Here is a 25,769-nt window from a genome sequence, read left to right as displayed (position 1 = left end):
ATAAATAATAATTGCATTTCCCCTCGCGAAAACGTTTTACGCAATCGTTTTCATAAATTTATTTTAATAAAAGCGTTTTCATATTGCAATAACAATTTTATTAAAAATACAATTTTTATATAAAAAAAGATGCTATATAAGCATCTTTTTTTATTAATAAACACGATAAATCCTTGTTTCATATGGTTTTAAATTAATTGTTGTCACTGCATCATGCTCTTCTACTTCATAGTTATTTAAAAGCAAACGATTGCATTTTAGCTCGAACGCAGTCTCATCATATACAGCTTCACTCTTTGATACATTGCTCATTACAACAACTTTTTCATCATGTAACGTACGTGTATACGCATAAATTTGCGGATGATCTTCTAACAGTAAATCGTACGTGCCATACGTAAACACTTCATGTTCTTTTTTCAGCACAATCATCTTTTTATAGAAATTTAAAATAGAATTTGCGTCTGTTTGCTGCGCGTCTACATTAATTTCTTTATAATTTGGATTCATTCCAAACCAAGGTGTACCTGTTGTAAAACCAGCATTTTCTTCGTTACTCCACTGCATCGGTGTACGTGAGTTATCGCGGCAAGATGCCCAAATAATCTCCATAATTTCTTGATGAGGTACTCCCTCTTCAATCTTTTGACGATATAAGTTCTTAATCGCCACATCATCATAGTCTTCAATACGCGGGAACTGAACATTCGTCATCCCGATTTCTTGTCCTTGATAAATGAACGGCGTACCTTGCATAAAGAAATACATTGCTCCTAAAGCTGTTGCACTTTCGTGCCAATATTGTTTGTCATCACCCCAAGTAGAAACAATACGAGGTTTATCATGATTTTCAATATATAGCGCATTCCAACCTTTATTTTCTAACCCTTTTTGCCACTTTGTTAACACTTTTTTAAGCCCTACAACATCGAGATCTTTTTTCTTTTCTGCATCCCATAAGCTTAAATGCTCAAATTGAAATACCATATTAAACTTCCCTTGCTCTTCTCCAACCCAAAGCTCAGCATCTTCAATTTTCACACCATTTGCTTCGCCGACAGTCATAATATCATACTTGGCAAACGTGTTTGTTTTTAACTCTTCTAAAAGTGGCTGAATGCCATTTACATTCATATGTTTATCGAAAGAAGGCACATACTTTAACCCTTTCGGATTCGGCATATCCTTAAATCCTTCTTCCTTCTTAATGTGACTAATCGCATCAACACGGAAGCCATCAATTCCTTTATCAAGCCACCAATTCACCGTACTATATAAAGTCTCGCGCACTTCTTCATTTTGCCAGTTTAAATCTGGTTGCTTACGTGAGAACAGATGTAAGTAATATTGGTCCGTTGTTTCATCGTACTCCCAAGCAGATCCGTTAAAAATACTTTCCCAGTTATTCGGTTCTTTCCCATTTTTTCCATCCTGCCAAATATACCAATCACGCTTTGGATTATCTTTAGAAGAACGCGATTCAATAAACCACGGATGCTCATCACTTGTATGATTAATAACTAAATCAATAATTAGCTTCATATCACGTTTATGCACTTCTGCTAATAGTTCATCAAAATCAGCCATCGTACCAAATTCGTCCATAATATCTTGATAATCACTAATATCATAACCGTTATCATCATTTGGTGATTTATACATTGGGCAAATCCAAATTACATCAATGCCTAGATCTTTCAAATAGTCTAACTTTGAAATCATACCTTGTAAATCACCGATACCATCACCGTTTGAATCCATAAAACTGCGCGGATAAATTTGATAAGCTACAGCTTCTTTCCACCACGTTTTGTTCATAATCTCATCTCTCCTTTTGCACAATTTTGTTATGCAAACGTTTTCGTAACACTATCATATCAAAATATACAGAGTTTGCAACGATAAATTTTTACATTCGTACTAAATATATGTGTATGATTAGTCTGAAACAAAGTGAAAATTTTATCCAAATAGCGGTTATAATTTGCTGCTTCCAACTTAAAATCCTTATATTGGATAACGTGAAAAAAGTTCTTTATACACATATAAAGAACTTCAATAGACTATATAGTTAATAATTAACTTCATTAATATTATTACTCATTTCCCTACTATCTAATTTTTCACATCGCACTTTCTTCAAAATAAGCCGGATTATGTATTGTGATTTTTTTATCTAGAATTGTAACAATACAATCATTTTTTAGTTGCTTTAATACCCCGCTAACAGTCTCGCGAGATGTCCCGGATATTTTAGAAATTTCAATGGTTGTGAGAGGACATGAAATTAAAATTTCTTTTCCCGCTTCTTCTCCTAAATCGTTCATCAAGTAACCTAATGTTTGTATAACGCGGTCTTGTGCATTTGGAGTAGTAATATTTTGGACACGCTTTTCATTTATTTTCAGTATAGAAGACAGTTCCTGAACAATATGCATGAGCTGCTGTCGATTCGATTTCACCATATCCTCAAAAATAGAAGTGGGAATATAGTACACATCAACGTCCGTCATTGCTATAGCCGTATAATTATATGACGCATCTGTAAACATACCACAATAAGGAAAAATGGAAAAACGCTTTACGTAATCTTCATATAAGAAATTTCCGCTTTGATTCACTCGCTCTAATTTGACAAATCCATCTAACATAAAGTAAATTCTTTCTCTTGAATCACCTTCTAAAAATAAATATTGACCCTTTTTATAGGTTCGCCAATACACAAACTGTGCTAGACTTTTTAATTTCGTATCTGTTAAGTCAGCAAATAATTCAAATTTCCTTAAATCTTCAACTATATTACGTTTTTGCATGAAATGTCCTCTCTCTTTCTATAAAGTGAAACTTCCATCAGCTTAGGATTCTTCATCCTCCGCCTATTTTTTTTTGCTTCTCTTTTCATCTTGAGGTGAGGGTCTGTAATTGTTATGTAGTATAAGGAAAGCGTTTTCAAAATTATCTTATCATAATAAAGCGTTAATTTTTTTCCTTTATCATGAATACTTTATGAACTTACTTGAACAGAAAAAGAATGAAGCCTGTCACTTCATTCCCTTTCTGTTCAAATATTTATAACTCTTACTTTGAAATAATGGTTCCCGCATTTTCTTCTAACGCTTCATATACTTTTTCTAATGAAGTAATAATCGTTTTTCGTTTTGGATCTGTATTCACAAAGTTAATAGCTGCTTCAATTTTCGGAAGCATACTTCCAGGTGCAAATTGATTTTCTTGTATATATTTCTCTAGTTCAGCAACTGTAACATTCTCTAATTTTTTCTCAGTTGGCGTATTGAAGTTTACATACACATAATCAACTGCAGTTAAAATGACGAGAATATCAGCATCTACTAATTCAGCTAATTTTTGAGCAGCAAAATCTTTATCAATAACAGCCTCCGTTCCTACTAATCCATCTTTCGAGTCAATAACAGGGATGCCTCCGCCTCCAACAGCAATGACAATATCACCGTCCTCCACTAATGCATTAATCACTTTATGCTCGTGAATACTTACCGGTTTTGGCGATGGTACAACACGCCGCCAGCCACGTCCTGCATCTTCTTTAAACGTAGCTTTTGTTGTCTCCATTAACTTTCGTGCTTCTTCTTCTGTATAAAAGGGACCAATTGGTTTTGTTGGATTTTCGAATGCCTCATCATCCTTATCCACCTCAACCCGCGTGATCACCGTTACTACATCTTTTTCGATACCCCGTTTTTTCAAAGCCTTTTCAATTGCATTTTCCATCCAATACCCAATCATTCCTTGGCTCATTGCCCCGCAAGTATCTAGTGGCATAGCAGGTGTTTTGTCCGTTTCCGCTGCTTTTTGCTGCAATAAGATGTTACCTACTTGTGGACCATTCCCGTGTGCAATGACAACGTCTACATTATTTTCCATGATTTTAACCAATTGTTCTGCCGTTCTTTCTAACGCTTCTTGTTGTGCCTGTGCAGTAGCATCTCCAGATTGGATTGCATTTCCGCCCAATGCAACGACGATTTTTCTTCTTGTCATCTTGTAACCCTCCTATTTCTTTTCAAAAGAGTTTTTTTAAAGAGTAATACCGCCTGTAGCCAATTGATAAATTGCAAACAGCGCTAAAATTCCGATAATTACCGAAGAAATAAGCTCGACACGAGTAAAGATTTGTTTTTGATTTGTTTGCTTTTGAACTTTATAAAAGATAAAAATTCCTGGTGCATATAATGTCATAGTCAGCAATAAATAATTTAAACCTGCTGCATAAATTAACCAAATCCCATACATACTCGCAACTAAACCAATGACAATATTTCTTGTACGATCTTTCTCCCCGGACTGCAAACTATACTTAAATTGATAGAATGCTGAAAAAGCATAAGGAATTAAAATCGCCGAAGAAGCGAGTGAAAATGCAAAATGGTAAGCTTGATCTGAAACAACAAATGTCAATAAGAAAACTTGAATCAGACCATTTGTTAACCATAATGCATTGACAGGAGCCTTATTTTTATTTTCCTTCCCAAACCATTTTGGAAATACGCCGTCTTTTGCAGCTAAATAAGGAATTTCAGATGCTAGCAACGTCCAGCCTAACCAAGCACCTAATACAGAAATGATTAAACCTAAGTTAATAAAGATAGCCCCCCATTTTCCGACAACGCTTTCAAATAAATAGGCCATTGCTGGATTTTTCAAATTCGCAACGTCCGCCTGCTTCATAATTCCTAATGATAATAATGTCAGAAGAATGTATATAATGAGAGTTCCTATTAATCCAATAACAGTTGCTTTCCCAACATCACTTCGACTTTTTGCACGACTTGATAAGACGACAGCTCCTTCTACCCCAATAAATACCCAAAGTGTGACAAGCATTGTACTTTTTACTTGACTTCCTACATCCGCCCAAGAGAAAGTAGCACCTTGCCCCCAAAATCCATCTACGAAAATATCAATATGAAAAGCAAATATCCCGACAATAATAAATACAAAGACAGGTACTAACTTTGCAATTGTTGTGACTAAATTTACAAGTGCTGCTGAGTGTACACCCCGTAAAATCATCATATGAACACACCAAAGTAATACACTTGCTCCAATAATGGATGCTACATTTTGTCCCCCTTCAAAGGCAGGAATGAAATAACCTATTGAGGAAAATAACAGCGTACCGTAAGCTACATTTCCGAGCCAAGCGGATAACCAGTATCCCCAGGCACTATTAAACCCCATAAAATTACCAAACCCAGCTTTTGCATAACTAAAAATTCCACCATCTAAATCCGGTCTTTTCACTGTTAAATTTTGAAATGATAATCCAAGAGAAACCATTCCGATACCTGTTATAATCCATCCAATAATAATTGCCCCTGCACCTGCACCCTTTGCCATATCACTCGCTAAGTTAAATGCTCCGCCACCAATCATCGAGCCTACAACAAGAGCGGTCAAAGTAAACAGTCCTAATTTTTTTTCGTCCCCCACTACACTCACCTCTCTTTTATCAGATAGGAATACAGTGAAACTTTTACCAATAGAGGGATAAAGAAGGAGGAATCTCCTCCTTCTTTATTCCATATTTCCTAAAGTAGCTGCCATAACCGCTTTAATTGTATGCATTCTATTTTCCGCTTGATCAAATACTTTTGAATGCTTACTGCGGAATACTTCGTCACTTACCTCCATTTCTTTTATGCCATATTTTTCATATATTTCCTCTCCATACAATGTTTCTACATCATGAAATGCAGGCAAACAATGTAAGAAAATCATATTTTCATTTCCGGTCTTTTTAATCATTTCCATGTTCACTTGATATGGAGTAAGAAGTTCAATACGTTCAGCAAATTTATCTTCTTCGCCCATAGATACCCATACATCTGTATAAATAACATCAGCACCTGCAACAGCTTCTTCTACGTTGCTCGTTACCATTACCCGGTCACTATATTGTTTCGCGATATCAACGATTTCCTGTGCTGGGAATAATGATTCTGGGGTACAAATGTGCACTTCCATTCCGACCATTGAGCCGCCAACTAACAAGCTATTTGCGACATTATTACGTCCGTCGCCGACATAGACGAGCTTCTTATCCTTTAATTCTCCGAGGTGCTCTTTTATTGTTAACAAATCAGCAAGTGTTTGTGTCGGATGCCACATGTCTGTTAAGCCGTTCCATACTGGTACACCTGAATTGTTCGCTAGTGATTCTACTGTTGCATGGGAGAATCCACGGAATTCAATACCGTCAAACATACGTCCTAACACTTTTGCTGTATCTTCAACAGATTCTTTCTTTCCTAGCTGAATATCATTTTTACCTAAGTATTCAGGACTTGCCCCTAAATCTGTACATGCTACTGTAAATGCACAACGGGTACGAGTTGAGGTTTTTTCAAATAGTAGGGCAACATTTTTACCTTCTAAATAATGATGCGGGATACCATTTTTCTTTTTCTCTTTTAATTCTGCCGCTAAATCAATAAGATATAATAATTCTTCCTCTGTAAAATCTTTTTCAGCAAGAAAACTTCTTCCTTTTAAGTTTGGTTTTGTCATCATCATCACTCATCCCTACTTTCTTCTCTATTTAAATTAAATATCTTTTCGAACAATCGGCATACTCATACAACGTGGACCCCCACGGCCGCGAGACAATTCTGAGCTTAATACTTCCACAACCTCAATACCATGCTCTCGTAATAAAGCATTGGATACATAGTTACGATCATATGTAACAACTACGCCCGGTGCGATTGCTAGTGTGTTAGATCCGTCGTTCCATTGTTCACGAGCAGAAGCAATCGCATCTCCTCCTCCGCAAGGAATAAGTACCAATTCACTCAAACCTAATGCTTCTTTTAAAGCCTCAGTTAAAGAAGTACGATGTGAAATTTTAAGAACTTCTTCACTCTCTCCTTTTTCCAGAATATAAATATTCATATTTCCTTCTGGACCTTGAATAGCTGGATGAATTGTAAATTTATCATAATCAACCATTGTAAATACTGTATCTAAATGCATAAATGCACGACATTTTGGAATCTCTATTGCTAGTACTTTCTTAATTTTATTTTGACGACTAAATAAATTTTTCGCTAAACGTTCAATCGCTTTAGCCGATGTTCTAGCCGATACGCCAATCGCAATTGTTTCTTCATTTAAGATCAGCTCATCGCCGCCTTCAATTGGAAACTGATAATCGCGATCTAACCAAACTGGTACATTGTGACTCGCAAAGCGTGGATGATGTTTAATGATATATTCCATAAACAATGATTCACGTCTCCGTGCTGGTTCTCTCATTTTGTTAATTGTTAAACCGCCACCTATACTAGCTGCTGGGTCACGAGTAAAATATAGATTTGGCATTGGATCTAAATAAAATGGATAATGATCTTCCATAAATTCATACAGGTGGGTCTTTTTACTAGCTTCAATTTCGTTTTTCCGTACGCCCCCCATAATCTTCTGAATCATTTCTTCATTTGAAAAGGAAAGTAAATATTCTTTTAAATTATGATACGCACCGTTTACATCAGCTTGTCCTTCTTTTAAAATACGATCAACAAATTCTTCACGAAGTTTTTTATCAGCTAACGCCTCAGCTGCTAGTGTTTCTAAATAAAGAACTTCAACACCCCGATTGCGTAACGTTTGCGCAAAATAATCATGCTCTTTTTGAATAATTGGTAAATATGGAATATCGTCAAATAATAATTGTTGCAAATAATCTGGCGTTAAGTTCTCCACTTCTTTACCAGGACGCTTTAGTAAAACCGTTTCTAATTCTCCAATTTCTGAAGTAACATGGATCGGATGTTTCATTTGTTGTACCTCCTTTTAAATTTGTTTGTTGTCTACAAATACATAATAAACGGAATGCATATACAGATTTGTGAAAACGCTAACATTACTAAGTGGAATATTTCACAAATTATTTTTTAAAAACGATATGTAATTGTATTTTTATAAGATATTTCACTTCATAATTAACTAATAAGGTGAAATATCACGCATATTAGCTGTATAATGGCCGCCTATTTGAAGTTGAAATTTTTTATCTCATATAAGAAATATATTAGAAACATCCCGATTGATGAGAGCTTTCCGTCAGTAAAGATACAAACACCCCTTCTGATTGTTGCTTAAACCTTATGTATACATTCATTTTCGTTCTTGGACATATAAGTCATTTCGATGCGCAACCAAATGCTCTCGCCTCCCCCTAGGTTTTATATCGTTTTTCAACTTGTATATATAAATTAAAAAAGACTGTTCTAATTTTCATTAGAAACAGCCTTCTCATTTATATGTATAAATATATTTTGATTTTTCGACATATAGATTGCTGCTATGTAGAAAAAAATGATCCTATACTCGCTTTCTTCCTTTGTTTTTACTTCGCATGTGGCAGAAACAGGTCTTAATCGCTTCTATGCACGGCCAGATACGCTCGTCCACCTAAAAAGAATGGTTTTATGTTGGTTTTTTAATTTGTACCTACATAATCAAATTCAATCTATCTTTTAAAATCTCCCTTTCTACTTTTGATCCAGAAATTACAAGACATGTATCATTCCCACATACACATCCTATTTTTTCTTTCCAATCTAGTTCATCTAATAAGGCCCCAATAACATGAGCATTCCCAGGCAAAGTTTTAATAATAGTCATCTGTTCTATATAATCGATTTGTATAACAACTTCTTTTAACTTTTTCTTTAACTGTATATCTGCCCTCCTCTTCTCGTCTGTAAAAATCTTATATATAACTTGTCCTTTTGCCGAAGATCCCTTTACTACATTTAATTCATGAATATCTCGAGAAATCGTTGCTTGTGTAACAGATACCCCCCGTTCCTCTAACAACTCTACCAATTTTTCTTGTCTATCTATTTCATTCTCTCTCACCAATTGTTTAATTAGTTGTTGTCTTTTCTCTTTTTTCATGAAAGACACTCCTTCTAATATTATAGCTTTATTATATCTTGCTATAATTTCCATCTAAAAGGGATAGAGGTAAATGTTACGGAAACGTTCATATTTTTACTTTTCTATATAATGTATCAAAATTTGATACACCTCCAACAAAATAAAAAGGAAGAACAATCCTCATTCTTCCCTATACCATAAACTGCGCAATTGTCTTTTTTAATTCTACTGCGCGTTTCTCTAAATCTCTTGATAGCTGATCATATCATATTTTCAGATTGTTTCATCATTACACAAACAAATTCCTGTGTTCTTGCTGGGATTTCTTCAGAGATTGCTACTTCCATAATATTTTCTGTCGCTTCTTTCAAAGTAAGCTCCGTTGCTTACCCTCGTTTTGTTAGTTAATTATAAAGTTCATTAAGAACCAACTAATTATATGGATTGCTCCAAAGCTATACCAATCAAAGATAAAATACAGTTCAACTACCATGAAAGAAACCTAAAAAAAGAACCTTTTGCTAGGTTCTTTTTACTATTTTTATTCTAACCGGTTATATAACACCAGGTTCGGAGACTAAGATAGTCTTTATAGACTGAATATCTTTTCTTTCATTAGTAATTGGATCAATACCTATTAGATCTCCAATAGCGCTATTAAAATCTTCAAGTAGTACTTTATCTGTAATTAAACTTGATAATTCAGGTAAATCTATTGCACATGACAAAGCTTTTTCCATCATGTGATGAGCTTCCCCTGTCCCTATAATTGTAATGCCTTTTGATAAGAGTTCAAAAGGTTTGACTGTAAACTCATAAGTGTCATCAAACCCCATAGGTATCAGTCTCCCGCCCTTTTCAATCAGTGGATATGCCCATTCAAGTTGATTGCCTATCGCATCAAAAATTACATCAAATTTTCTTCCCTGGTTAATACGAAGAACCTCTTCTAAAGACAGGTCTTGAGGATGATACACATATTTAGTTATTTTTTTTGCTGCCTCTGCTCTAAAATGACCAATTTCTGTTGCGACTGTAATTCTAGCAAGCTTTCGCACAATTAATTGAACTAACAACCCTATTGGTCCTGATCCTAAGACTAAAACTGATTCATGGGGCTTTATGTTTGCTTTTTCTATAACACTAAGAACACAAGCAAGAGGTTCAATTAGAGTTGCTCTTTCCCATTCCATTGATTCAGGCAATTTATAAATAAATCTATCTTCTCCAACATAATATTCTCCAAATGTTCCATGAGAACCAATTCCCAATTGCCAATCATCAAATTCTTCGCAATAACATGTTAATCCTTTTCTACAAAAATAACATTTTCCGCAAAATTGAGTAGGATCAATTACTACGCGATCCCCTACCTTTACATTTTTTACGTTTTCTCCTACTTCAACTACTACACCAACTGATTCATGCCCCATAACCATGTTTGGTGCAGCATACATTTTTCCCTTTAATACATTTAGATCAGTTCCACATATTCCAGTCCCATATATTTTGACCTTTACGTCATTATTTTTTTGTATTTTTGGCTCTTCTACTTCCTTATATTCTAATTGTTTATTTTCAGTCCATACCAATGCCTTCATATTTTTTTTCGCTCCGTTTCCAATTAATTTGTTCCAATAGATTTTGGTGTAATTCTTTGGTAGAAGCCGCTATACATGACTGTTGATTACTATAACTAAGGTCTGTTAACAATGTTTCATCTAAAGATTTCCCATATGCATCAGTAATCATTACTCCTGCCTTTTTTGCTAAAAATACGCTTGCGGCTATATCATATGGAAATAAATGTAATACCTGACCATTTCCTACTCTTTGGAAATCATCTAATAATTCTGGGGAATCTTTAAGCAGTCTGTTTCCAATATCAACATATGCATCCATCTGTCCTGTAATAATCCTTGAAATAGAATATGACGCGCTATTAAATATAAATACTCCGCCATTGTTTGCAGATTCATCAATTAAATGACCATAGGATTCTATCATTAATTTAGTAGGATGACCGTTAAACTCAAAACTCCAAAACATATTTTTAATTTCTTTGTCTTGGCTTAAATTTGGTAATTGGCTATTATATCCTTCAAATTCTATCGAATTCGAAAAAATATCACCGTACATATAATTTCCTGTTTTAAGTTCCATTAAAAAAGCATATTCAATATCTTTAATTTTCGCATTATCTTTGTACTTCGCTAATGCAATTGATATACATGACATTTCCAAACCTGCTGCTGCAGGACGAGTACCATCAATTGGATCTATAATTAGGATGTATTCTGGATTCTCCCCAAAAGTTTTCAATCCACCATCCTCGGTATAAAATACAACAGGCTCTTTTTTTTCTAATATATAATCAAGAACTGCTTTTTCTGCTGCTTCGTCAATATTAAATTGGGCATCTCCACCCGGTGAGTACCCATTTACTATGCGGTTCTTTAAAGTTCCCTTTTGATTTTTTATTTGATTGTATACGTATTTCCCCAACTCAATAATGTAGTTTTTCATTTTATTTCCTCCAGTAGTCTATCTAATCTATAGCATAGTTCTTCTGCTTCACTCAAAGTAATAGTAAGAGGTGGACGAACTTTAAATACATTTCCATAGCCATATCTTGATGTTCTAATAATTATGCCGTGATCCATAGCACGTTTGGCAATATGATTAGTCAGCTCAACATCAGGTTCATTGTTATCTTTCACAATTTCAACCCCAATCATTAACCCGACTCCTCTTACATCTCCAATAAACTTAAATTTCTCTTTCATTCCCTCTAAACGCCCCATGATATAATTCCCCACCACAGTTACATTTTCTAAGAAACCAGGTCTTTGTAGAATTTCAATTGTAGTACATGCTGCTGCAGAGGCCATTACATTCGAACCATACGTAAATGAGTGATGATGTCCAGGCATACCTCCATACTTTTCCTCAGTAAGAATTGCCGCTACTTGGAATCCGGTTCCACCTAACCCTTTTGCTACAGTCATCATATTTGGCTGGACATCAAAGTAATCAGCAGCAAACATTTTACCTGTTCTGCCAAATCCAGTTTGTATCTCATCAAAAATTAATGCAATATCACGCTCTTCGCATAACTTTTTCAGTGCTTGAAAATAGCCTTTAGGAGGAACTATATTCCCGCCATTACCGGATATCGGTTCAACTATAATTGCAGCAACATTTCCTGTGCTGGCATATTCAATAAAATCGTTAATTCTTTCAACACATAACATGCCACAAGAATCTGATTTTTGATTATAAAAACAACGTAAGCAATAAGGGTCTGGAACTTGTAACCCAAATGAAAATTGAGGTGGAAACGGTTCTCTTCGAAAAGCATTACCTGAAAGTGCTGACATCATGTAAGTTTGTCCCAAATGACTTCGAAATAAAGATATAACGTCACGTTTACCAGTATTATATTGTGCCATTTTAATAGCACCCTCATTCGCTGCTGAACCACTGCTAACCTTTGGGTGTACCCTTGTTAGATTACTAGGAGCGATTTCAACAAGTTTTTGTGCTAATGTGTTTACAGCATCTGTCTGATACGAAGAAGTAACGTGTATAAGATTATCCATTTGATTTTTCACTACATCAATTACCTCTTTGTTGCTATAGCCCAAATTTAAGTTAAATGTAGCTGATGCACAGTCAAAATATTTATTCCCATCCTGATCATAAAGATAGATTCCTTCGCCTCTCTCCATAACAACATCATCAACTTTATAGTAAAGGCTATCAGGACTTGTTGGATTTTTAACTTTTCCATTCATCTTTACAACACTCCTATTATTTTATTAATGTCAAAATAATAATCATGAGCACACTCATTACGTTAGGGGGCCCTCCTAACGAACCAATAGTTGAGTATGATTGCATCTCATAAGTGCTACAACTTTAAAAATGTTATTAAATAACAAAATTATAATATACTGTAAATTATTCCATCACAAGTTAAAATAACGTAAACATATTGAGAAAGTTACAATCGATAAAATAATTAAAATATTTTGTTATTTTTTAGTATAATTAGAAATTGTTAAATAATTAACCGTATTAGTTTCACAATCTTATCAAAATATGCTTGTTACTAAGGAGGCGGTATAATTGAAAAATCGTTTGTTATGGATTAGCTTTTTTTCTTACATGATAATTGCATTTACTTTAGTTGTCATTGGTGCACTGCTACCTGAAATATTAACTCACTATAAACAAAACTATAGTAATGGCGGTGTACTTATTTTTAGTCAATTCATTGGTTTTCTGCTTGGGGTAATTAGCATGCCCTTTTTAGTTCAGAAACTAGGGAGGAAGCATGTTGTAGTCATTGGATTATTTCTAATTAGCCTTGAATTATTTATATTTTTTTTACCAGATTGGCATTTGCTCTTCCCTCTCGTTGCATTAGCAGGATATGGTGCTGGATTAGCCGAATCTTGTATCGGTACTATTATTTTAGTAACATTCCAAGAAAAACAAGCTATGGCAATGGGAAAACTAGAAGTTGCATTTGGACTGGGAGCACTATTCATGCCTCTTTTTTCTAGCTTTCTAATAAGTAACGGTATCTGGGAATATGCATTCTTCCTCTTAGGTATTTCTTCTTTTCTTGTTATGCTTGGTTGGAAACTCGCATCTTTTGGCACAATTAATGGGTATCTTATTAAAAATAAAAAGGATGCCTCCCCCATTAATCAGAAGATCAGTTCTTACACAAAAAAGACCGTTCCCATTATTATATTTTCAGCCATCTATTTCTTTTGTTATGGTGGGAGTGAGGTATCTATTGTTCATTTTTTACCTTCAATATTTAGAGAGGAATGGGGTATTTCAAATTCACTGGCCACCGTGACTGTAACAATTTATTGGCTAGCAATGGTAATAGGACGTGCATTAACGGGGAGCATTTCAGAAAAATTTACCTATAATTCTTTCTTACTATTTATAAATATTGGGGGCTTATTAGTTCTTATAGCCTTCGGATTAAATAACAATATTTGGATTGGCTTCTTTCTTTGCTTCTTACTAGGTTTATGTATGGCAGCAATGTTTGCTATTGCTTTAATTATTACCAATAAATATTTTCCAGGTCAGACAGAAAAAACAACTAGTATATTATTAGCTATGAACGGATTTGGCGGATCCGTAATCCCTGTTATGATTGGACACAGCATGGATACTTATCCTGTCCATATTTCTTTTTGGTTTTTTGCCAGCATCATGTTCATAATGCTAATGCTAATAATTGGTATACAATTATTAGGAACTAAGCAATTATCCTTTATTAAAGAATTAGACCAAAACCATAAAGGTTAAACATATAAAATTTGTTTATTAGTCTTAATTAAGTTTTATAATCTTAAATATGGCTTTAATAAATAAAAAGAAAATAAAAGTCCCTGCGAGTAAATTCTTAAGAGATATACGTGATTAGTATCGAAATAAAAGAATTACTCCCTTAATTATCATGCCCATCAACTTGAGAAAATCCCTTGCCCCCAAGTGTAAAAAAACGAACAATTTTTTTGGATTAAAAATTTAATTTTCCACTTATGGCATTTTTTGATTTCCTTCTTTTATAAGAAAATCAAAATAAGACTTTGAATTGAAAGGTGAAGATAATGAAGATTGAACATATAGCTATTTGGGTAAATGATTTAGAATTAATGCGCTCATTTTATACTAAATATTTTAAAGGTAAAGCTAATAATTTATATCGTAATGAAACAAAACAATTTGAATCTTATTTTATTACATTTGAAACGGGGGCACGTATAGAAATTATGCGAAAGAAAGGAGTAAAGAATAAACCGAAAAATGAAGTTACTGGATATGCTCATTTAGCTTTTTCTGCCGGAAACAAGAATAACGTAAATCAATTAACGGGAACATTAAGAGAAGCTGGCTATCCTATATTAAGTGAACCTCGTTTTACTGGCGATGGATACTATGAAAGTGTAGTAAGTGATCCAGAAGGAAATCAAATTGAAATAACAATCTAAGGTTCGCATCATGCTCATCAACTTAGAATTTCACAAAACATGAGATGAATTTTTATAAACAACTATGAAAACTAAAAAAGGTCCCTTTATAACGCGTCTAAGGGACCTTTTTTAGTTGTTGCACACCTTGGCTGCTGATAAGAGGCATTACGATAATTAATGAAATTGTTTTTTAATAACCGAAAGCCTTTTACGTATATAAACTTTAATTCATTACTTTATGTTGACTTGTGCTTTTGAGGCTTATGTCATCACCCTTTTTGAAAAGGCTGTTTTATTACGTTCTTAGCTTGAGAGGGCATCGTGATATATTCCCCTCGATTTAAGTTCTTATAATCTAGAATGTCACCTGGTTAACATTCTAGGGCTTCACATATGCTCTCTAAATTTGACAATTTAATCGCTTTTTCTTCTTCGTTTTAATTCCTCATTTTTCTTTTCATCCTCATCACATCTAAACTTTCTATATAAATACTATTAGTCGAGTTATTCTTCACTTCTACTTTCAAAAATAACAAATTTTCCTGTTTTCTATTTATATGCGACAACCGATAGCCTTTTGATTTTTTTACAAAAATAAAGGAATTTGACAATTTATGACTAATTAACAGAAATAAGTTATTTTTATACATCTATATTTCGTTGGAGGGGGATGCATGATACAAGTTCAAAATCTTACAAAATCCTTTGGGTCTTTACACGTATTAAAAAACGTCAATTTACACGTAGAAGAAAAGGAAGTTGTTGTCTTAATCGGTGCGAGTGGTTCAGGGAAAAGTACATTACTCCGCTGTTTAAACTTCCTGGAAGTGTATGATAATGGAGAAGTTTCGATACAGGGAGAACAAATTCATCTGAAACATACAAACTTAAACAAAGTCCGTGAAAATGTCGGTATGGTTTTTCAACATTTCAACTTATTTCCTCATATGACCTCATTAGAAAACATCATTGAAGCTCCTATTCACGTCAAAAAGTTAGATAAAATAAAAGCAACAAACATTGCCTACGAATTACTAGAAAAGGTTGGATTGAAAGATAAAGCGAATGTAACACCCGATCTTTTATCTGGTGGTCAAAAACAGCGAATTGCTATTGCAAGAGCACTCGCAATGAATCCAAAAATTATGTTATTCGATGAACCTACCTCAGCCCTCGATCCTGAACTCGTCGGAGAAGTACTACAAGTTATGAAAGACCTCGCCAAAGAAGGTATGACGATGATTATCGTCACGCATGAAATGGGATTTGCCCGTGAAGTAGCTGACCGCATTATTTTTATGGATGACGGACAAATCGTAGAGGATGCAGCCCCAGAACAATTTTTCACCGCTCCGTCAAATCCGCGTGCGAAGCAATTTTTACGAAACATTTTATAAAAAATGGAGGTGCTTTTATGAAGCGAAATATGTTTAAAATGATCGCGGCGATTACATTATGCGCTTCTTTATTATTAGGAGCCTGTAGTAAAGAAAGTAGTACTTCATCAACTGATGGAAAGAAAGAATTTCGCTACGCAATGAGCGGCTTGTATAAACCATTTAACTATAAAGAAAATAGTAAGCTTGTCGGTTTTGACGTCGAAATCGGTGAAGCTCTTGCTAAGAAAATGAACATGAAGGCTGTTCCTGTCACAAATCCTTGGGAAACATTAATCCAAGGATTGCAAGCAAAAAAATATGACGTGATTTTAGGAAGTATGGCCATCACAGAAGATCGTCTAAAAGCAGTTAACTTTACAAATCCGTATTATCGTTCCGGCGCCCAAATTTTCGTTACAAAAACGAACAAATCCATCTCCTCCGCTGAAGATTTAAAAGGAAAAAAAGTAGGTGTTGTGAAAGCAAGTACATTCAAAACACTTATTGCCAAACAAACAGACCAAATTACCGAATACGATAGTGATATTACCGCTCTTATGGACTTAGAACCAGGACGAATTGATGCTGTTGTAACAGATCAAATGGTAGGTCTTCGCATGATGAAAGAAGGAAAAGCAAATATAAAAGACGCTGGAAAACCATTATCCCTTGATGAAATGGCCATTGCTGTTCGGAAAGACGACAAAGAATTACTACAGAAATTAAATAAAGCACTGGATGAAATCATTCAAGACGGCACCTATGAAAAAATCAGTAAAAAGTGGTTTGGCCGTAACATTTTAGGTGAGAAAGAGAAATAGATCTTATAACTACTCAGTCACTCTATGAAAAAAAGGCAGAAAAGCATTTTTTTAAATGGTCTAGGAGGGCCTGGCTATGTATAGGAGCGGTCAGTGCCTTTTCCTGCCACGCGCAAAGCTTTAAAACAAAGAAAGACAGCGAGGTGTAGGTCCATTTTTATCTTCATGGCAGCAATTATAAGTAATAAAGGACGTATTTTCGCTGGAATCATATCCCTTACCAAACTTCTAAATGAAATGTATGGCTGAGTAGTTACTAGATTTTTTACAAATAGTGCCCCACATCTTTCAGTGGGGCATGGTTACCATAGTAAAAAAAACGATATAGAGGTGATAACGATGATTGATATTTTCATATCTACATATCCAACGTTCCTAAAAGCAGTTGTCATTACACTGCAACTAACCATAACGTCCTTATTACTTGGATGCTTAATTGGATTATTATTTGCCTTTTTTCGTATTTCCAATAGTAAAGTCTTAAATGGAATCGCCCATGTATACATTGCAATTATTCGCGGGATACCGCTAGTTGTACAAATTATGATCCTCTATTTTGGAATTACATCTATTATTGTATTATCGCCTTTTTGGGCAGGGGCAATTGCTCTTGCTGTCCATAACGGTGCTTATATTACAGAAATTTTTAGAGGCTCTATTCAATCCGTGGACCGCGGTCAACTTGAAGCAGCCCGCTCTTTAGGAATGGCATATCCATTAGCAATGCGGCGAATTATTTTGCCACAAGCGTTCCGTTTATCGCTTCCGCCGCTTGGCAATCAGTTTATTATTGGTTTAAAAGACTCCTCTCTCGTTGCTTATGTAGGAATGTCAGAACTATGGGGCACTGGGCTTTCTGAAGCTGCCGCAAACTTTCAGCAGCTCGACACATATATGATTGTCAGCGTCTATTACCTTTCGCTTGTCCTTCTCTTCACGTACTTTGTACATCTTCTTGAAAAAAAATTAGCACGAAAAAATACGAATTACACACAAGCCGGGAAACAAAAAGAGATTCCTATGTAAAAAGCACGAACTCTCTACGAGCTCGTGCTTTTATCATTCTATAAAAAACATGAAGGTTCTATATTATATATCGTTGCAATACAAAGCAAAACCTGACCGCTTCTAAACACGGCCAGGTGCTCTCGTCCTCCTAAAAAAGGGGGCTTTTATATCATACTTAAAACTTATATTTTAGCCGTTCTTCACAACTTTTGAATCTTCTATCTTTTCCTGGCGATATTCAATATTCGCAGGATCTAACCCATTCCCTAAAGAGCCATATACATGCGCCTTATGCGGGTCAACTAACTCACTACCTTGATAATACACACGCGGTGTATTCCAAAGCGCAGCTAATGCTTTCCCCATCGGCATTTCATGATAGCGCTCCGGCCACATTTCTTTAATTTTCTCTTTTACTAATGGATAGTATTTCGAGCTCATACCTGGGAACAAGTGATGTTCTGTATGATATGAAAAGTTAAAATGTAATACGTCTACCCAGCGCGGCACTGTTACCGATAAACAGTTTGCAAGCGGATCGTTTACAGGAACAATTGGATTCAAACGGTGATTTGTTGCGATATATCCCATTACAATAGCGTTTGCAATTAATAATGGAATAACATAAGCAAAAAACCATTTTGCAGGACCCATAATAAACAATAAACTAATCCACACTGTCCATGGTAAAAGAAGCTGAAGCCATACAGATTTTTGAGTTGATGGCTTAAATTCCTTGATAAAAAGGAAAAACATACGAGACGAATGCACTGTAAATTGAAGTGTTAACGACAAAAAGCTAAAGAAGGAACGAACATGTAACGGAAGGCGATATACCCATCGTAAAAATTTGCTTTTCTTAAACTTATCCATCGTTGGCCACGCATCTGGATCATGCTCTTCATGTTGTGTATGTACATGGTGAGTCAAATTATGCCACTTTCTCCACAATTTCGGTCCAGTTGATAATGGCATAAACGCGATTGCCCCAAGAAAATCTCGTAACCAAGCTTTTCTTACTACTGTACCGTGCAAAATTTCATGTCCAAGAAATCCCATAGAAGCAAAACACAACCCTAAAACGATTGCAATTCCAAGATTAGCCCACGCATTCAAATTAAATAAGCCAATTGCCAAAAAACCTGCTACCGTAATCAATAAGTAGGCTAGTCCGCCAAACAAACGAGCCGGAACTGGTTTAAATGCCTTTTTTGGCAAATGCGGTGATACACGTGCTGCATACCAGCCAAACGTATGAAGATCCTTCATTCTTTTGCCCCCTTCTCTTGCCGCGCTTACGCACTTTGCATATAACGATTGGTGTTTCCAGATTGATAATACTATTATTATAAATTTTCTCTCTCACAGAAAATTATGCTCACTCACTCTTACAATTATTATTCATTGAAAAACATTTCTCTTTTTACCCTTTATCAACCTTTCCACAAGTTGAATCATATCAGTACGCTTTCTATATTGTCAATAGATTTTATTACTAGGTCATAAAAGTTGGTTATACTTTCATAATTACTTCCTATGCTACTAAAGAAAAAACGCTTATTTATCACCTTTTATACTTCCCATCATTCCAGCATCTTCACTTCGCTTACTATTCCATTCTGTGAAAAATACTATACTCTATCTTATTTATCTGCCATGATGTCAGCCAAACCCAAATGAAATCCCTATCTAAAAACCCCATTAATAAACTATTTTAAAATAATTTATTTTTAGCACATGAAATTCTCGTTATTGGAAAAATTAAGTAATATAAACTTATTAGAATACGAGGTGCATTTTCTTGGAATATAACCAACTCCCAAAATTTCCAGAACCATATTGGCGTGATTCTATTCACTTGCCTACCTTCCCAAAACTAACAGAGAGCATAAAAACTGAAGTTGCCATTGTCGGAGCAGGCATCACCGGCATCACAACAGCCTACCTGCTCGCAAAAGAAGGAATCAAAGTTGCTTTAATTGATGCAGGCAACATTTTAAACGGAACTACCGGACATACAACCGCAAAGATTACAACGCAGCATGATCTTATTTACAATGAACTCATTGATCACTTTGGAGAAGAAAAAGCAAAATTGTATTACGAGGCAAACAATGAAGCACTGCAATTTATAAAAGATACCATTCAGCAGCACAATATCCAATGTGATTTCACGGAAGAAGATGCTTATCTATATACAAACGAAACCGATAATCTACACAAATTAACAACAGAATTAGAGGCATACAAAAAGCTTGATATTCCTGGCGAATACGTAGAAAGTATCCCACTTCCCATTCCTATAAAGGCGGCACTTGTTATAAAGAATCAAGCTCAGTTCCACCCGCTTCGCTACTTAGCAGCGCTTGTCGAACAGTTCATTGAACATGGCGGCGTTATATATGAAAATACAACTGCAATTGATGTAGAAAAAGGATCTTATCAGCAAGTGATTACAAAAGCTGGACATCGAATCACTTGTAGTTACATTATTTCTTGCTCTCACTTTCCTTTTTATGATGCAAACAGCTTCTTCTTCGCTAGAATGTACGCAGAACGCTCGTATGTCCTTGGCGTAAAAACAAAGCAAGAGTATCCAGGAGGAATGTATATAAGCGTCGATAACCCAAAACGATCCCTCCGCTACACCACAATGAATGGCGAAAAACTCGTGTTAATTGGTGGTGAAAGTCATAAAACGGGACAAGGCATTAACATGATGAACCATTACGAAGCGCTGCAAACATTCGGCGAAGAAACCTTTGGTATAGAGGCAATTCCATACAGATGGGCAACACAAGACTTAATTACACTCGATAAAGTTCCTTATGTCGGGCACATTAATGAAAGTAACCCTAATATTTTTGTAGCAACCGGCTACCGCAAATGGGGTATGACAAATGGAGTCGCAGCAGCTTTATTGCTAAAAGCATCCATTATGAAAATCGATAGTCCCTATAAAGAACTTTACGCACCATCACGATTCCATACGAATCCAGATTTAAAAACGTTTGTTACACAAAACCTCGACGTAGCAAAACATTTAATTGAAGGAAAACTGGAATTTGCTCTTCGCAAACCAGAAGATCTCGTAAACGGAGAAGGTTCTGTTGTAAATGTAAACGGAAAACGTGCCGGCGCATATAAAGATGACGACGGCAAACTTCACATTGTCGATACAACTTGTACACACTTAGGTTGCGAAGTGGAGTGGAATAGCGGTGACTGCACATGGGATTGTCCTTGTCACGGTTCACGTTTTTCAATTGAAGGAGAGGTAATTGAAGGGCCAGCAGATGAAGCATTAAAAAGAATTGAGGATATATAATATAAAAGGCATAAAAACCCCCTTCCTTTTTGAGGAGGACAAGAGCATCTAGCCGTGCATAGAAGCGGTCAGGTCCTCTTTCTGCCACATGCGAGGTTTTAAACAAAAGGAACAAGCAAGTGGCGGCACGGTTTTTCTTCTTAACAGCAATTTGTATGTCGAAAATCTAAGAATGAACTAAAGAACATTTCTCTTATAAAAAAGAGCACGAATTATCCGTGCTCTTTCCAACTTTCATGTAACATATCTTGAAACAGTACATTTAACTTTTCAATATCTATAACTGATTTCTTTTCTAGACTTTTTACATACTCTTCATAATAGGTAATCTGTTCTTCTAAAAATTCATTTAGTAACGTAATTCTCGGGCCTACATCCAGCTCGATACCCGCTTTTTTCTTCTTAAGCAGTTCCTCGATTTCTTGTAACAGTGCGGCATCTAATGTTAATTCATTCACCAATCTTTCAAATTCAACAGGTGGCAGTATCCCTTTCTTTTCTAACCATTTGCACGCCAGTATCGGACGTAATACATAAAAATATTTCTTCAACTTTACTTCTTCACCTTGCAAAAATGCGCGATAGTTTTTAGATGCCATATGTAAATAATGATATACCGTTGCTTTTGGATCAAACTGACTACTCATTTCCTGCAAATGCTCCGAAAGATCTGATGCCTTCATGTATACAATTGGTGAATTGATCCACTCTAACAAAGCCGGATTCGATTTAGAAAATAGCTGCAGTGCTTTGCGGAGTTCCCAACCGCTTATATCAAGGGCGTCGTTAATTGGATACTCAATAACGTCCCGCCTCTGCTCAATTGATAAATACCATTCCAATCGATGTACGTACACAAAGCGCACATCATAATCGCTATCTTTTGATGGAAATCCCCACGCACGGCTCCCTGATTCAACTGCAAACAAGATTTTTACATCATTCTCTTTCTCAATTCTTTTTAATTCTAACTGGATTGTTTCTCTCATATGTATCACTCTCATTTTCTGATCATTTCCCTGGAAATTCGACAAATATAATAAGATTCCTTCGTCTTATTTAAAAACGTATACAACTCCATTATCGACAACTTTAGAAGAAAGTACGATTTTAAAAAGAGGCTAACTAAAAAGTCCACTTTTCGGTATGATTCAACTCAGCAAATCGACCACCTGTATGTCGAATATCATCGAGGTGTCTTTATATTGTGTCGAATCGCCGATATATTGTGAAAAGCGCCGATATATTCCAAAGAACGGTCGATAACGGAAAAAAGCACTAATCCAAAAGGCACTTATGTGCCTTTTGGATTAACTTTGCTGCTCAGCAACAAGTTCTGCAATCCGCTCAAACTCAGCTTGAATCTCCTCTTTGCATGCATCCACTTTTTCAAAATCCATCGCCGCAATATAAATTTTCTCTAGCTTATCACGCACAGATTTTGCCTTTGCTAAATAGGACATCGCTTCATTCATTTTCTCTCTGTAGCGTCTCGATACATCTTGAATTTCTACTGCATATTTCTCATCTGTTCCCGGCTCAATAATAAGCTCATACATATCAATGATTTCATCACTTTCACGAGTTGGAAAATATTCATGCGGTGCTGTACTATCAAAAATGGCAAACCCAAGTTCTCTAACAATAACCATATCAAGACTATTTGGATCAAAGCCGCAATGATAAATCTCAACATCAAAACCTTTCTCTTCAGCTGCCGCCGCTAATTTCTTTAACATTGTCGATTTCCCAGAACCAGGTCTTCCTTTTATAAAATAACGCTTCGGTACATCCTCTGTTAAATTCGGAACAAAATCAACTGCTCCTTTCGGCGTTGCTGCTCCTAAAAAACGATGCTTCACATTCGCTTTTTTCGTACACGTTTTATCAGTGAAAAGTTGCTGCACAAGTTGTTTTGTTAATTCATTTGCTTTTTCAAAATCAATGTGATCGATATAAAACTTCTCCCATTCGTCATGAACCTCTAGCGCCGTCTTAAAACACGCATAAGCTGACTGAAACGCCTTAGTCGCTTCTGATGTATAGTTTACAATCTCACCTTTATGTTTCCTAAGCTCAGCAGAGTCCCAAGCACTACCTAAGTTTACATACTCTTCAACAACACCTGGCATTGTCGGTTCAATCACATGTGGTGCTGTTCCATCAACAATCCCTACTTTTAACGACGGAATAATTACACCATCAATTGAATGATTGTCAGATGAACAATGTAAAAACTCAATATCGTACCCTTTCTGTACCCACTCACGGCCAATCACCTTCATCAGTGAAGATTTTCCCGTTCCAGGCCCACCTTTTAGAATAAACAATCGGTCTAATCCCGTTACATTCTCTTCATACAAACTGTAAAATCCCCTTGCTGTATTACCGCCGGCATAATAGTTTTTTATGTTTCCTGTCACTGCCTTTCACTCCCTTGTAAGCAGTTTCACTACATAAGTTACGATATGCAAGTAAGAAGCAATAGGTGAATACCCACAAAACCTCTTTCTTTTTAGATGGGCGAGAGCACCTAGCCATGCATAGATGCGGTTAGGGCCTGTTTCTGCCACGGGCAACGTTAAAACATAAAGACAAAGCAAACGAGAATCATGTTTTATTCTGCATAGCAGAGCCCTAGATGTTGAAAGAGTAAAACGGATATATTTATGTGAATATCAATTATAAAACAACAAAAAAACTCTATTTTGATTAATCTTTTCCAAAATAGAGTTTTTCCACGTATATTTAATTCACTTCTCCTATCGGCAGCTTAATATTGATCTTTGTCCCGATACCAAGTTTGCTTTCAAATTCCATTTCACCTTGATGTTCTTCAAGAATTTTTTGTGTAACCATTAAACCTAAACCCGTTCCATTTTCCTTTGTCGTATAAAAAGCTTCACCTATTTTATCTACTTTCTCTTGGTCCATCCCGCACCCTTCATCAATCACACTCACTACAATTTGATCACTATGAACTACATTCGCTTCCACACTAATATTACCGCCGCTAGGCATAGCCTCGATCGCATTTTTAATAATGTTAAGAAATACTTGTTTCATCTGTTTCTCATCACACTGTATAGAAGGTAATTCTTTAGCAAAAAATGCCAATATGGTAATCCCATGTTGAGAAGCTGATTGTTCTACAATCGAAATCACATAATATAAAATATCTTTTATATTATGTAATGCGTAGTGTCTTTGTTTCGGTTTTCCAAGAACCATTAATTCACTAACAATCGCATTTATACGTTCGATCTCCTGCACCATGATGTTATAGCACTTTGCATCTTCAGGGTGTTTTTCTCTCTGCAACTGCGTAAAGCCTTTTAATGATGTTAACGGATTGCGTATTTCATGTGCAATCGTAGCTGACATTTTTCCGATGACTGCTAATTTTTCAACTTGTTGCGCTTCTTCAAACATGTTTTTAATTGTACGTACGTACGATTGAAAACGTGTTAACAGAATAAACGCAATCATCGCAAAACTTACACATAGCACAATAGGTACAATTACAATCGGTGTATGTAACACGATTCCTAACAAAGCATACTTTCCAACTACCCCAAATGACACGATCCAAAAATAACGTTTATTCACAAAAATAGGGGAAAATAACATTAAAAACAGTTCTACTGCATTACCATTATCAAATGGTTCTGTAGTACCATAATAAATCATTACATTATTAATCAAATCAATAAAAATAAATCCTATAAAGATAATATATTTTACAATATATATATTTTTCTTTTTTATAAAATAGATAGCGATTAACAACAATAAAAACATAAAAGCATACATCCAGACTCCTAAACTACCTTCTGGAAAACCTATATCGCTACTTCTCGTATGCACCTTAGGATAAACATAATAATATATGATATCACTCAAGAAGAAGATTGCATAAAATAAACTTAAATAAAGCTTTAATGCTTTAACTTCCTCTTGTATAAGTATATGAGCTTTGTCCATGTTAAACCCCCTTTATCGACAACAACAATTTTATAAATAGCTATTAAAACTATACCCCACCATTTTTATTATAGCGATATACATATAACCTACAATCCTATCTTTAAAAAATAACAACCAATTTCCCCCTGCATCACTTAATCTATGACCTCATAAAAATAGAAGAGAATTTAAAACACATTTCAATATGCAATATTACATACCAAAATGTATTGATAATAATGTAAGCGCTTACTATAATAAGGGTATAAAGATGAAACACATCTTAACAACAAAAAGAGGAGGAAATCACATGGCAATCGCAATGGCAGTTTTA

20 protein-coding genes are annotated in these 25,769 nt (G+C 35.3%); 6 read left to right on the top strand and 14 right to left on the bottom strand.

Annotation, left to right across the window (positions count from 1 at the left end; all coding sequences use genetic code 11):
• Nucleotides 1-153: 153 nt before the first annotated feature.
• The 10 genes from BM211_RS17500 to BM211_RS17455 all read right to left on the bottom strand — a co-directional run bounded on the left by BM211_RS17500 (nucleotide 154) and on the right by BM211_RS17455 (nucleotide 12,722).
• On the bottom strand, nucleotides 154-1,818 hold the full coding sequence (locus BM211_RS17500) for a glycoside hydrolase family 13 protein (RefSeq protein ID WP_035437666.1): 1,665 nt from the start codon (nucleotides 1,816-1,818) through the stop codon (nucleotides 154-156).
• A 305-nt stretch (nucleotides 1,819-2,123) separates the two neighbouring features.
• Nucleotides 2,124-2,813 carry a Crp/Fnr family transcriptional regulator gene (locus BM211_RS17495; protein WP_035437667.1) on the bottom strand — a complete coding sequence of 230 codons (690 nt, stop codon included), beginning with the start codon at nucleotides 2,811-2,813 and terminating at the stop codon, nucleotides 2,124-2,126.
• Nucleotides 2,814-3,078: 265 nt separating this feature from the next.
• Nucleotides 3,079-4,020 (bottom strand): carbamate kinase, encoded by a 942-nt coding sequence (gene arcC, locus BM211_RS17490; RefSeq protein WP_035437669.1) that lies wholly within the window; start codon nucleotides 4,018-4,020, stop codon nucleotides 3,079-3,081.
• A 36-nt stretch (nucleotides 4,021-4,056) separates the two neighbouring features.
• On the bottom strand, nucleotides 4,057-5,472 hold the full coding sequence (gene arcD / locus BM211_RS17485) for an arginine-ornithine antiporter (RefSeq protein ID WP_035437671.1): 1,416 nt from the start codon (nucleotides 5,470-5,472) through the stop codon (nucleotides 4,057-4,059).
• An 84-nt stretch (nucleotides 5,473-5,556) separates the two neighbouring features.
• Nucleotides 5,557-6,555 carry an ornithine carbamoyltransferase gene (argF, locus tag BM211_RS17480; RefSeq protein ID WP_035437673.1) on the bottom strand — a complete coding sequence of 333 codons (999 nt, stop codon included), beginning with the start codon at nucleotides 6,553-6,555 and terminating at the stop codon, nucleotides 5,557-5,559.
• Between the two features lie 30 nt (nucleotides 6,556-6,585).
• A complete protein-coding gene (gene arcA, locus BM211_RS17475) occupies nucleotides 6,586-7,818 on the bottom strand; it encodes an arginine deiminase (protein ID WP_035437675.1) in 1,233 nt (410 codons plus the stop codon).
• A 675-nt stretch (nucleotides 7,819-8,493) separates the two neighbouring features.
• Nucleotides 8,494-8,943 carry an arginine repressor gene (gene argR / locus BM211_RS17470; RefSeq protein ID WP_090998737.1) on the bottom strand — a complete coding sequence of 150 codons (450 nt, stop codon included), beginning with the start codon at nucleotides 8,941-8,943 and terminating at the stop codon, nucleotides 8,494-8,496.
• 536 nt (nucleotides 8,944-9,479) lie between these two features.
• Nucleotides 9,480-10,526 (bottom strand): zinc-dependent alcohol dehydrogenase, encoded by a 1,047-nt coding sequence (locus BM211_RS17465; protein WP_035437679.1) that lies wholly within the window; start codon nucleotides 10,524-10,526, stop codon nucleotides 9,480-9,482.
• On the bottom strand, nucleotides 10,504-11,451 hold the full coding sequence (locus BM211_RS17460) for an inositol monophosphatase family protein (protein ID WP_035437681.1): 948 nt from the start codon (nucleotides 11,449-11,451) through the stop codon (nucleotides 10,504-10,506). Before BM211_RS17460 ends, BM211_RS17465 begins: the two co-directional genes overlap by 23 nt.
• Entirely contained in the window at nucleotides 11,448-12,722 is a 1,275-nt protein-coding gene (locus BM211_RS17455) for an aspartate aminotransferase family protein (protein ID WP_090998736.1), read from the bottom strand. The genes BM211_RS17460 and BM211_RS17455 overlap by 4 nt, the downstream gene beginning before the upstream one ends.
• Nucleotides 12,723-13,095: 373 nt before the next feature.
• Between BM211_RS17455 and BM211_RS17450 the strand changes: the two genes are divergently transcribed.
• The 5 genes from BM211_RS17450 (at nucleotide 13,096) to BM211_RS17430 (ending at nucleotide 18,159) form a co-directional block, all read left to right on the top strand.
• The gene (locus BM211_RS17450) at nucleotides 13,096-14,265 is read left to right on the top strand and encodes an MFS transporter (protein ID WP_081904987.1); all 1,170 of its coding nucleotides are present in this window, start codon (nucleotides 13,096-13,098) and stop codon (nucleotides 14,263-14,265) included.
• 305 nt (nucleotides 14,266-14,570) lie between these two features.
• Nucleotides 14,571-14,951 carry a VOC family protein gene (locus tag BM211_RS17445; RefSeq protein ID WP_035437686.1) on the top strand — a complete coding sequence of 127 codons (381 nt, stop codon included), beginning with the start codon at nucleotides 14,571-14,573 and terminating at the stop codon, nucleotides 14,949-14,951.
• 656 nt (nucleotides 14,952-15,607) lie between these two features.
• The gene (locus BM211_RS17440; protein WP_090998734.1) at nucleotides 15,608-16,330 is read left to right on the top strand and encodes an amino acid ABC transporter ATP-binding protein; all 723 of its coding nucleotides are present in this window, start codon (nucleotides 15,608-15,610) and stop codon (nucleotides 16,328-16,330) included.
• 17 nt (nucleotides 16,331-16,347) lie between these two features.
• On the top strand, nucleotides 16,348-17,133 hold the full coding sequence (locus BM211_RS17435; protein ID WP_035437688.1) for an ABC transporter substrate-binding protein: 786 nt from the start codon (nucleotides 16,348-16,350) through the stop codon (nucleotides 17,131-17,133).
• A 339-nt stretch (nucleotides 17,134-17,472) separates the two neighbouring features.
• Complete coding sequence (locus BM211_RS17430) at nucleotides 17,473-18,159, top strand: amino acid ABC transporter permease (protein WP_035437689.1); 687 nt, start codon at nucleotides 17,473-17,475, stop codon at nucleotides 18,157-18,159.
• 171 nt (nucleotides 18,160-18,330) lie between these two features.
• On the opposite strand, the gene BM211_RS17425 is transcribed toward BM211_RS17430, so the two are convergent.
• On the bottom strand, nucleotides 18,331-19,410 hold the full coding sequence (locus BM211_RS17425; RefSeq protein ID WP_035437690.1) for a Delta(10) desaturase DesB: 1,080 nt from the start codon (nucleotides 19,408-19,410) through the stop codon (nucleotides 18,331-18,333).
• Nucleotides 19,411-19,942: 532 nt separating this feature from the next.
• Here BM211_RS17425 and BM211_RS17420 point away from each other — a divergent pair.
• Nucleotides 19,943-21,469: an FAD-dependent oxidoreductase gene (locus BM211_RS17420; RefSeq protein WP_090998732.1), complete on the top strand. Its 1,527-nt coding sequence runs from the start codon at nucleotides 19,943-19,945 to the stop codon at nucleotides 21,467-21,469.
• A gap of 212 nt (nucleotides 21,470-21,681) precedes the next feature.
• On the opposite strand, the gene BM211_RS17415 is transcribed toward BM211_RS17420, so the two are convergent.
• The 3 genes from BM211_RS17415 to BM211_RS17405 form a co-directional block, all read right to left on the bottom strand.
• A complete protein-coding gene (locus BM211_RS17415; protein ID WP_035437692.1) occupies nucleotides 21,682-22,458 on the bottom strand; it encodes a nucleotidyltransferase domain-containing protein in 777 nt (258 codons plus the stop codon).
• Between the two features lie 321 nt (nucleotides 22,459-22,779).
• Nucleotides 22,780-23,892, bottom strand: coding sequence for a PRK06851 family protein (locus tag BM211_RS17410; RefSeq protein WP_090998730.1), 1,113 nt, complete (start codon nucleotides 23,890-23,892; stop codon nucleotides 22,780-22,782).
• A gap of 325 nt (nucleotides 23,893-24,217) precedes the next feature.
• Entirely contained in the window at nucleotides 24,218-25,453 is a 1,236-nt protein-coding gene (locus BM211_RS17405) for an ATP-binding protein (protein WP_035437694.1), read from the bottom strand.
• Nucleotides 25,454-25,769: the final 316 nt, after the last annotated feature.

Source organism: Bacillus sp. 491mf (genome assembly GCF_900112415.1).
GTDB lineage: Bacteria > Bacillota > Bacilli > Bacillales > Bacillaceae_G > Bacillus_A.
This window is presented reverse-complemented; position numbering and strand designations above follow the sequence as displayed.

Coding starts and splice junctions, on each gene's coding strand:
- BM211_RS17500 (WP_035437666.1), bottom strand. CDS start 1,818: ATGAACAAAACGTGGTGGAAAGAAGCTGTAGCTTATCAAATTTATCCG.
- BM211_RS17415 (WP_035437692.1), bottom strand. CDS start 22,458: ATGAGAGAAACAATCCAGTTAGAATTAAAAAGAATTGAGAAAGAGAAT.
- BM211_RS17445 (WP_035437686.1), top strand. CDS start 14,571: ATGAAGATTGAACATATAGCTATTTGGGTAAATGATTTAGAATTAATG.
- BM211_RS17495 (WP_035437667.1), bottom strand. CDS start 2,813: ATGCAAAAACGTAATATAGTTGAAGATTTAAGGAAATTTGAATTATTT.
- BM211_RS17405 (WP_035437694.1), bottom strand. CDS start 25,453: ATGGACAAAGCTCATATACTTATACAAGAGGAAGTTAAAGCATTAAAG.
- BM211_RS17435 (WP_035437688.1), top strand. CDS start 16,348: ATGAAGCGAAATATGTTTAAAATGATCGCGGCGATTACATTATGCGCT.
- BM211_RS17450 (WP_081904987.1), top strand. CDS start 13,096: ATGATAATTGCATTTACTTTAGTTGTCATTGGTGCACTGCTACCTGAA.
- BM211_RS17465 (WP_035437679.1), bottom strand. CDS start 10,526: ATGAAGGCATTGGTATGGACTGAAAATAAACAATTAGAATATAAGGAA.
- arcA (WP_035437675.1), bottom strand. CDS start 7,818: ATGAAACATCCGATCCATGTTACTTCAGAAATTGGAGAATTAGAAACG.
- arcC (WP_035437669.1), bottom strand. CDS start 4,020: ATGACAAGAAGAAAAATCGTCGTTGCATTGGGCGGAAATGCAATCCAA.
- argR (WP_090998737.1), bottom strand. CDS start 8,943: ATGAAAAAAGAGAAAAGACAACAACTAATTAAACAATTGGTGAGAGAG.
- BM211_RS17440 (WP_090998734.1), top strand. CDS start 15,608: ATGATACAAGTTCAAAATCTTACAAAATCCTTTGGGTCTTTACACGTA.
- BM211_RS17460 (WP_035437681.1), bottom strand. CDS start 11,451: ATGAAAAACTACATTATTGAGTTGGGGAAATACGTATACAATCAAATA.
- BM211_RS17430 (WP_035437689.1), top strand. CDS start 17,473: ATGATTGATATTTTCATATCTACATATCCAACGTTCCTAAAAGCAGTT.
- BM211_RS17425 (WP_035437690.1), bottom strand. CDS start 19,410: ATGAAGGATCTTCATACGTTTGGCTGGTATGCAGCACGTGTATCACCG.
- BM211_RS17455 (WP_090998736.1), bottom strand. CDS start 12,722: ATGAATGGAAAAGTTAAAAATCCAACAAGTCCTGATAGCCTTTACTAT.
- argF (WP_035437673.1), bottom strand. CDS start 6,555: ATGATGATGACAAAACCAAACTTAAAAGGAAGAAGTTTTCTTGCTGAA.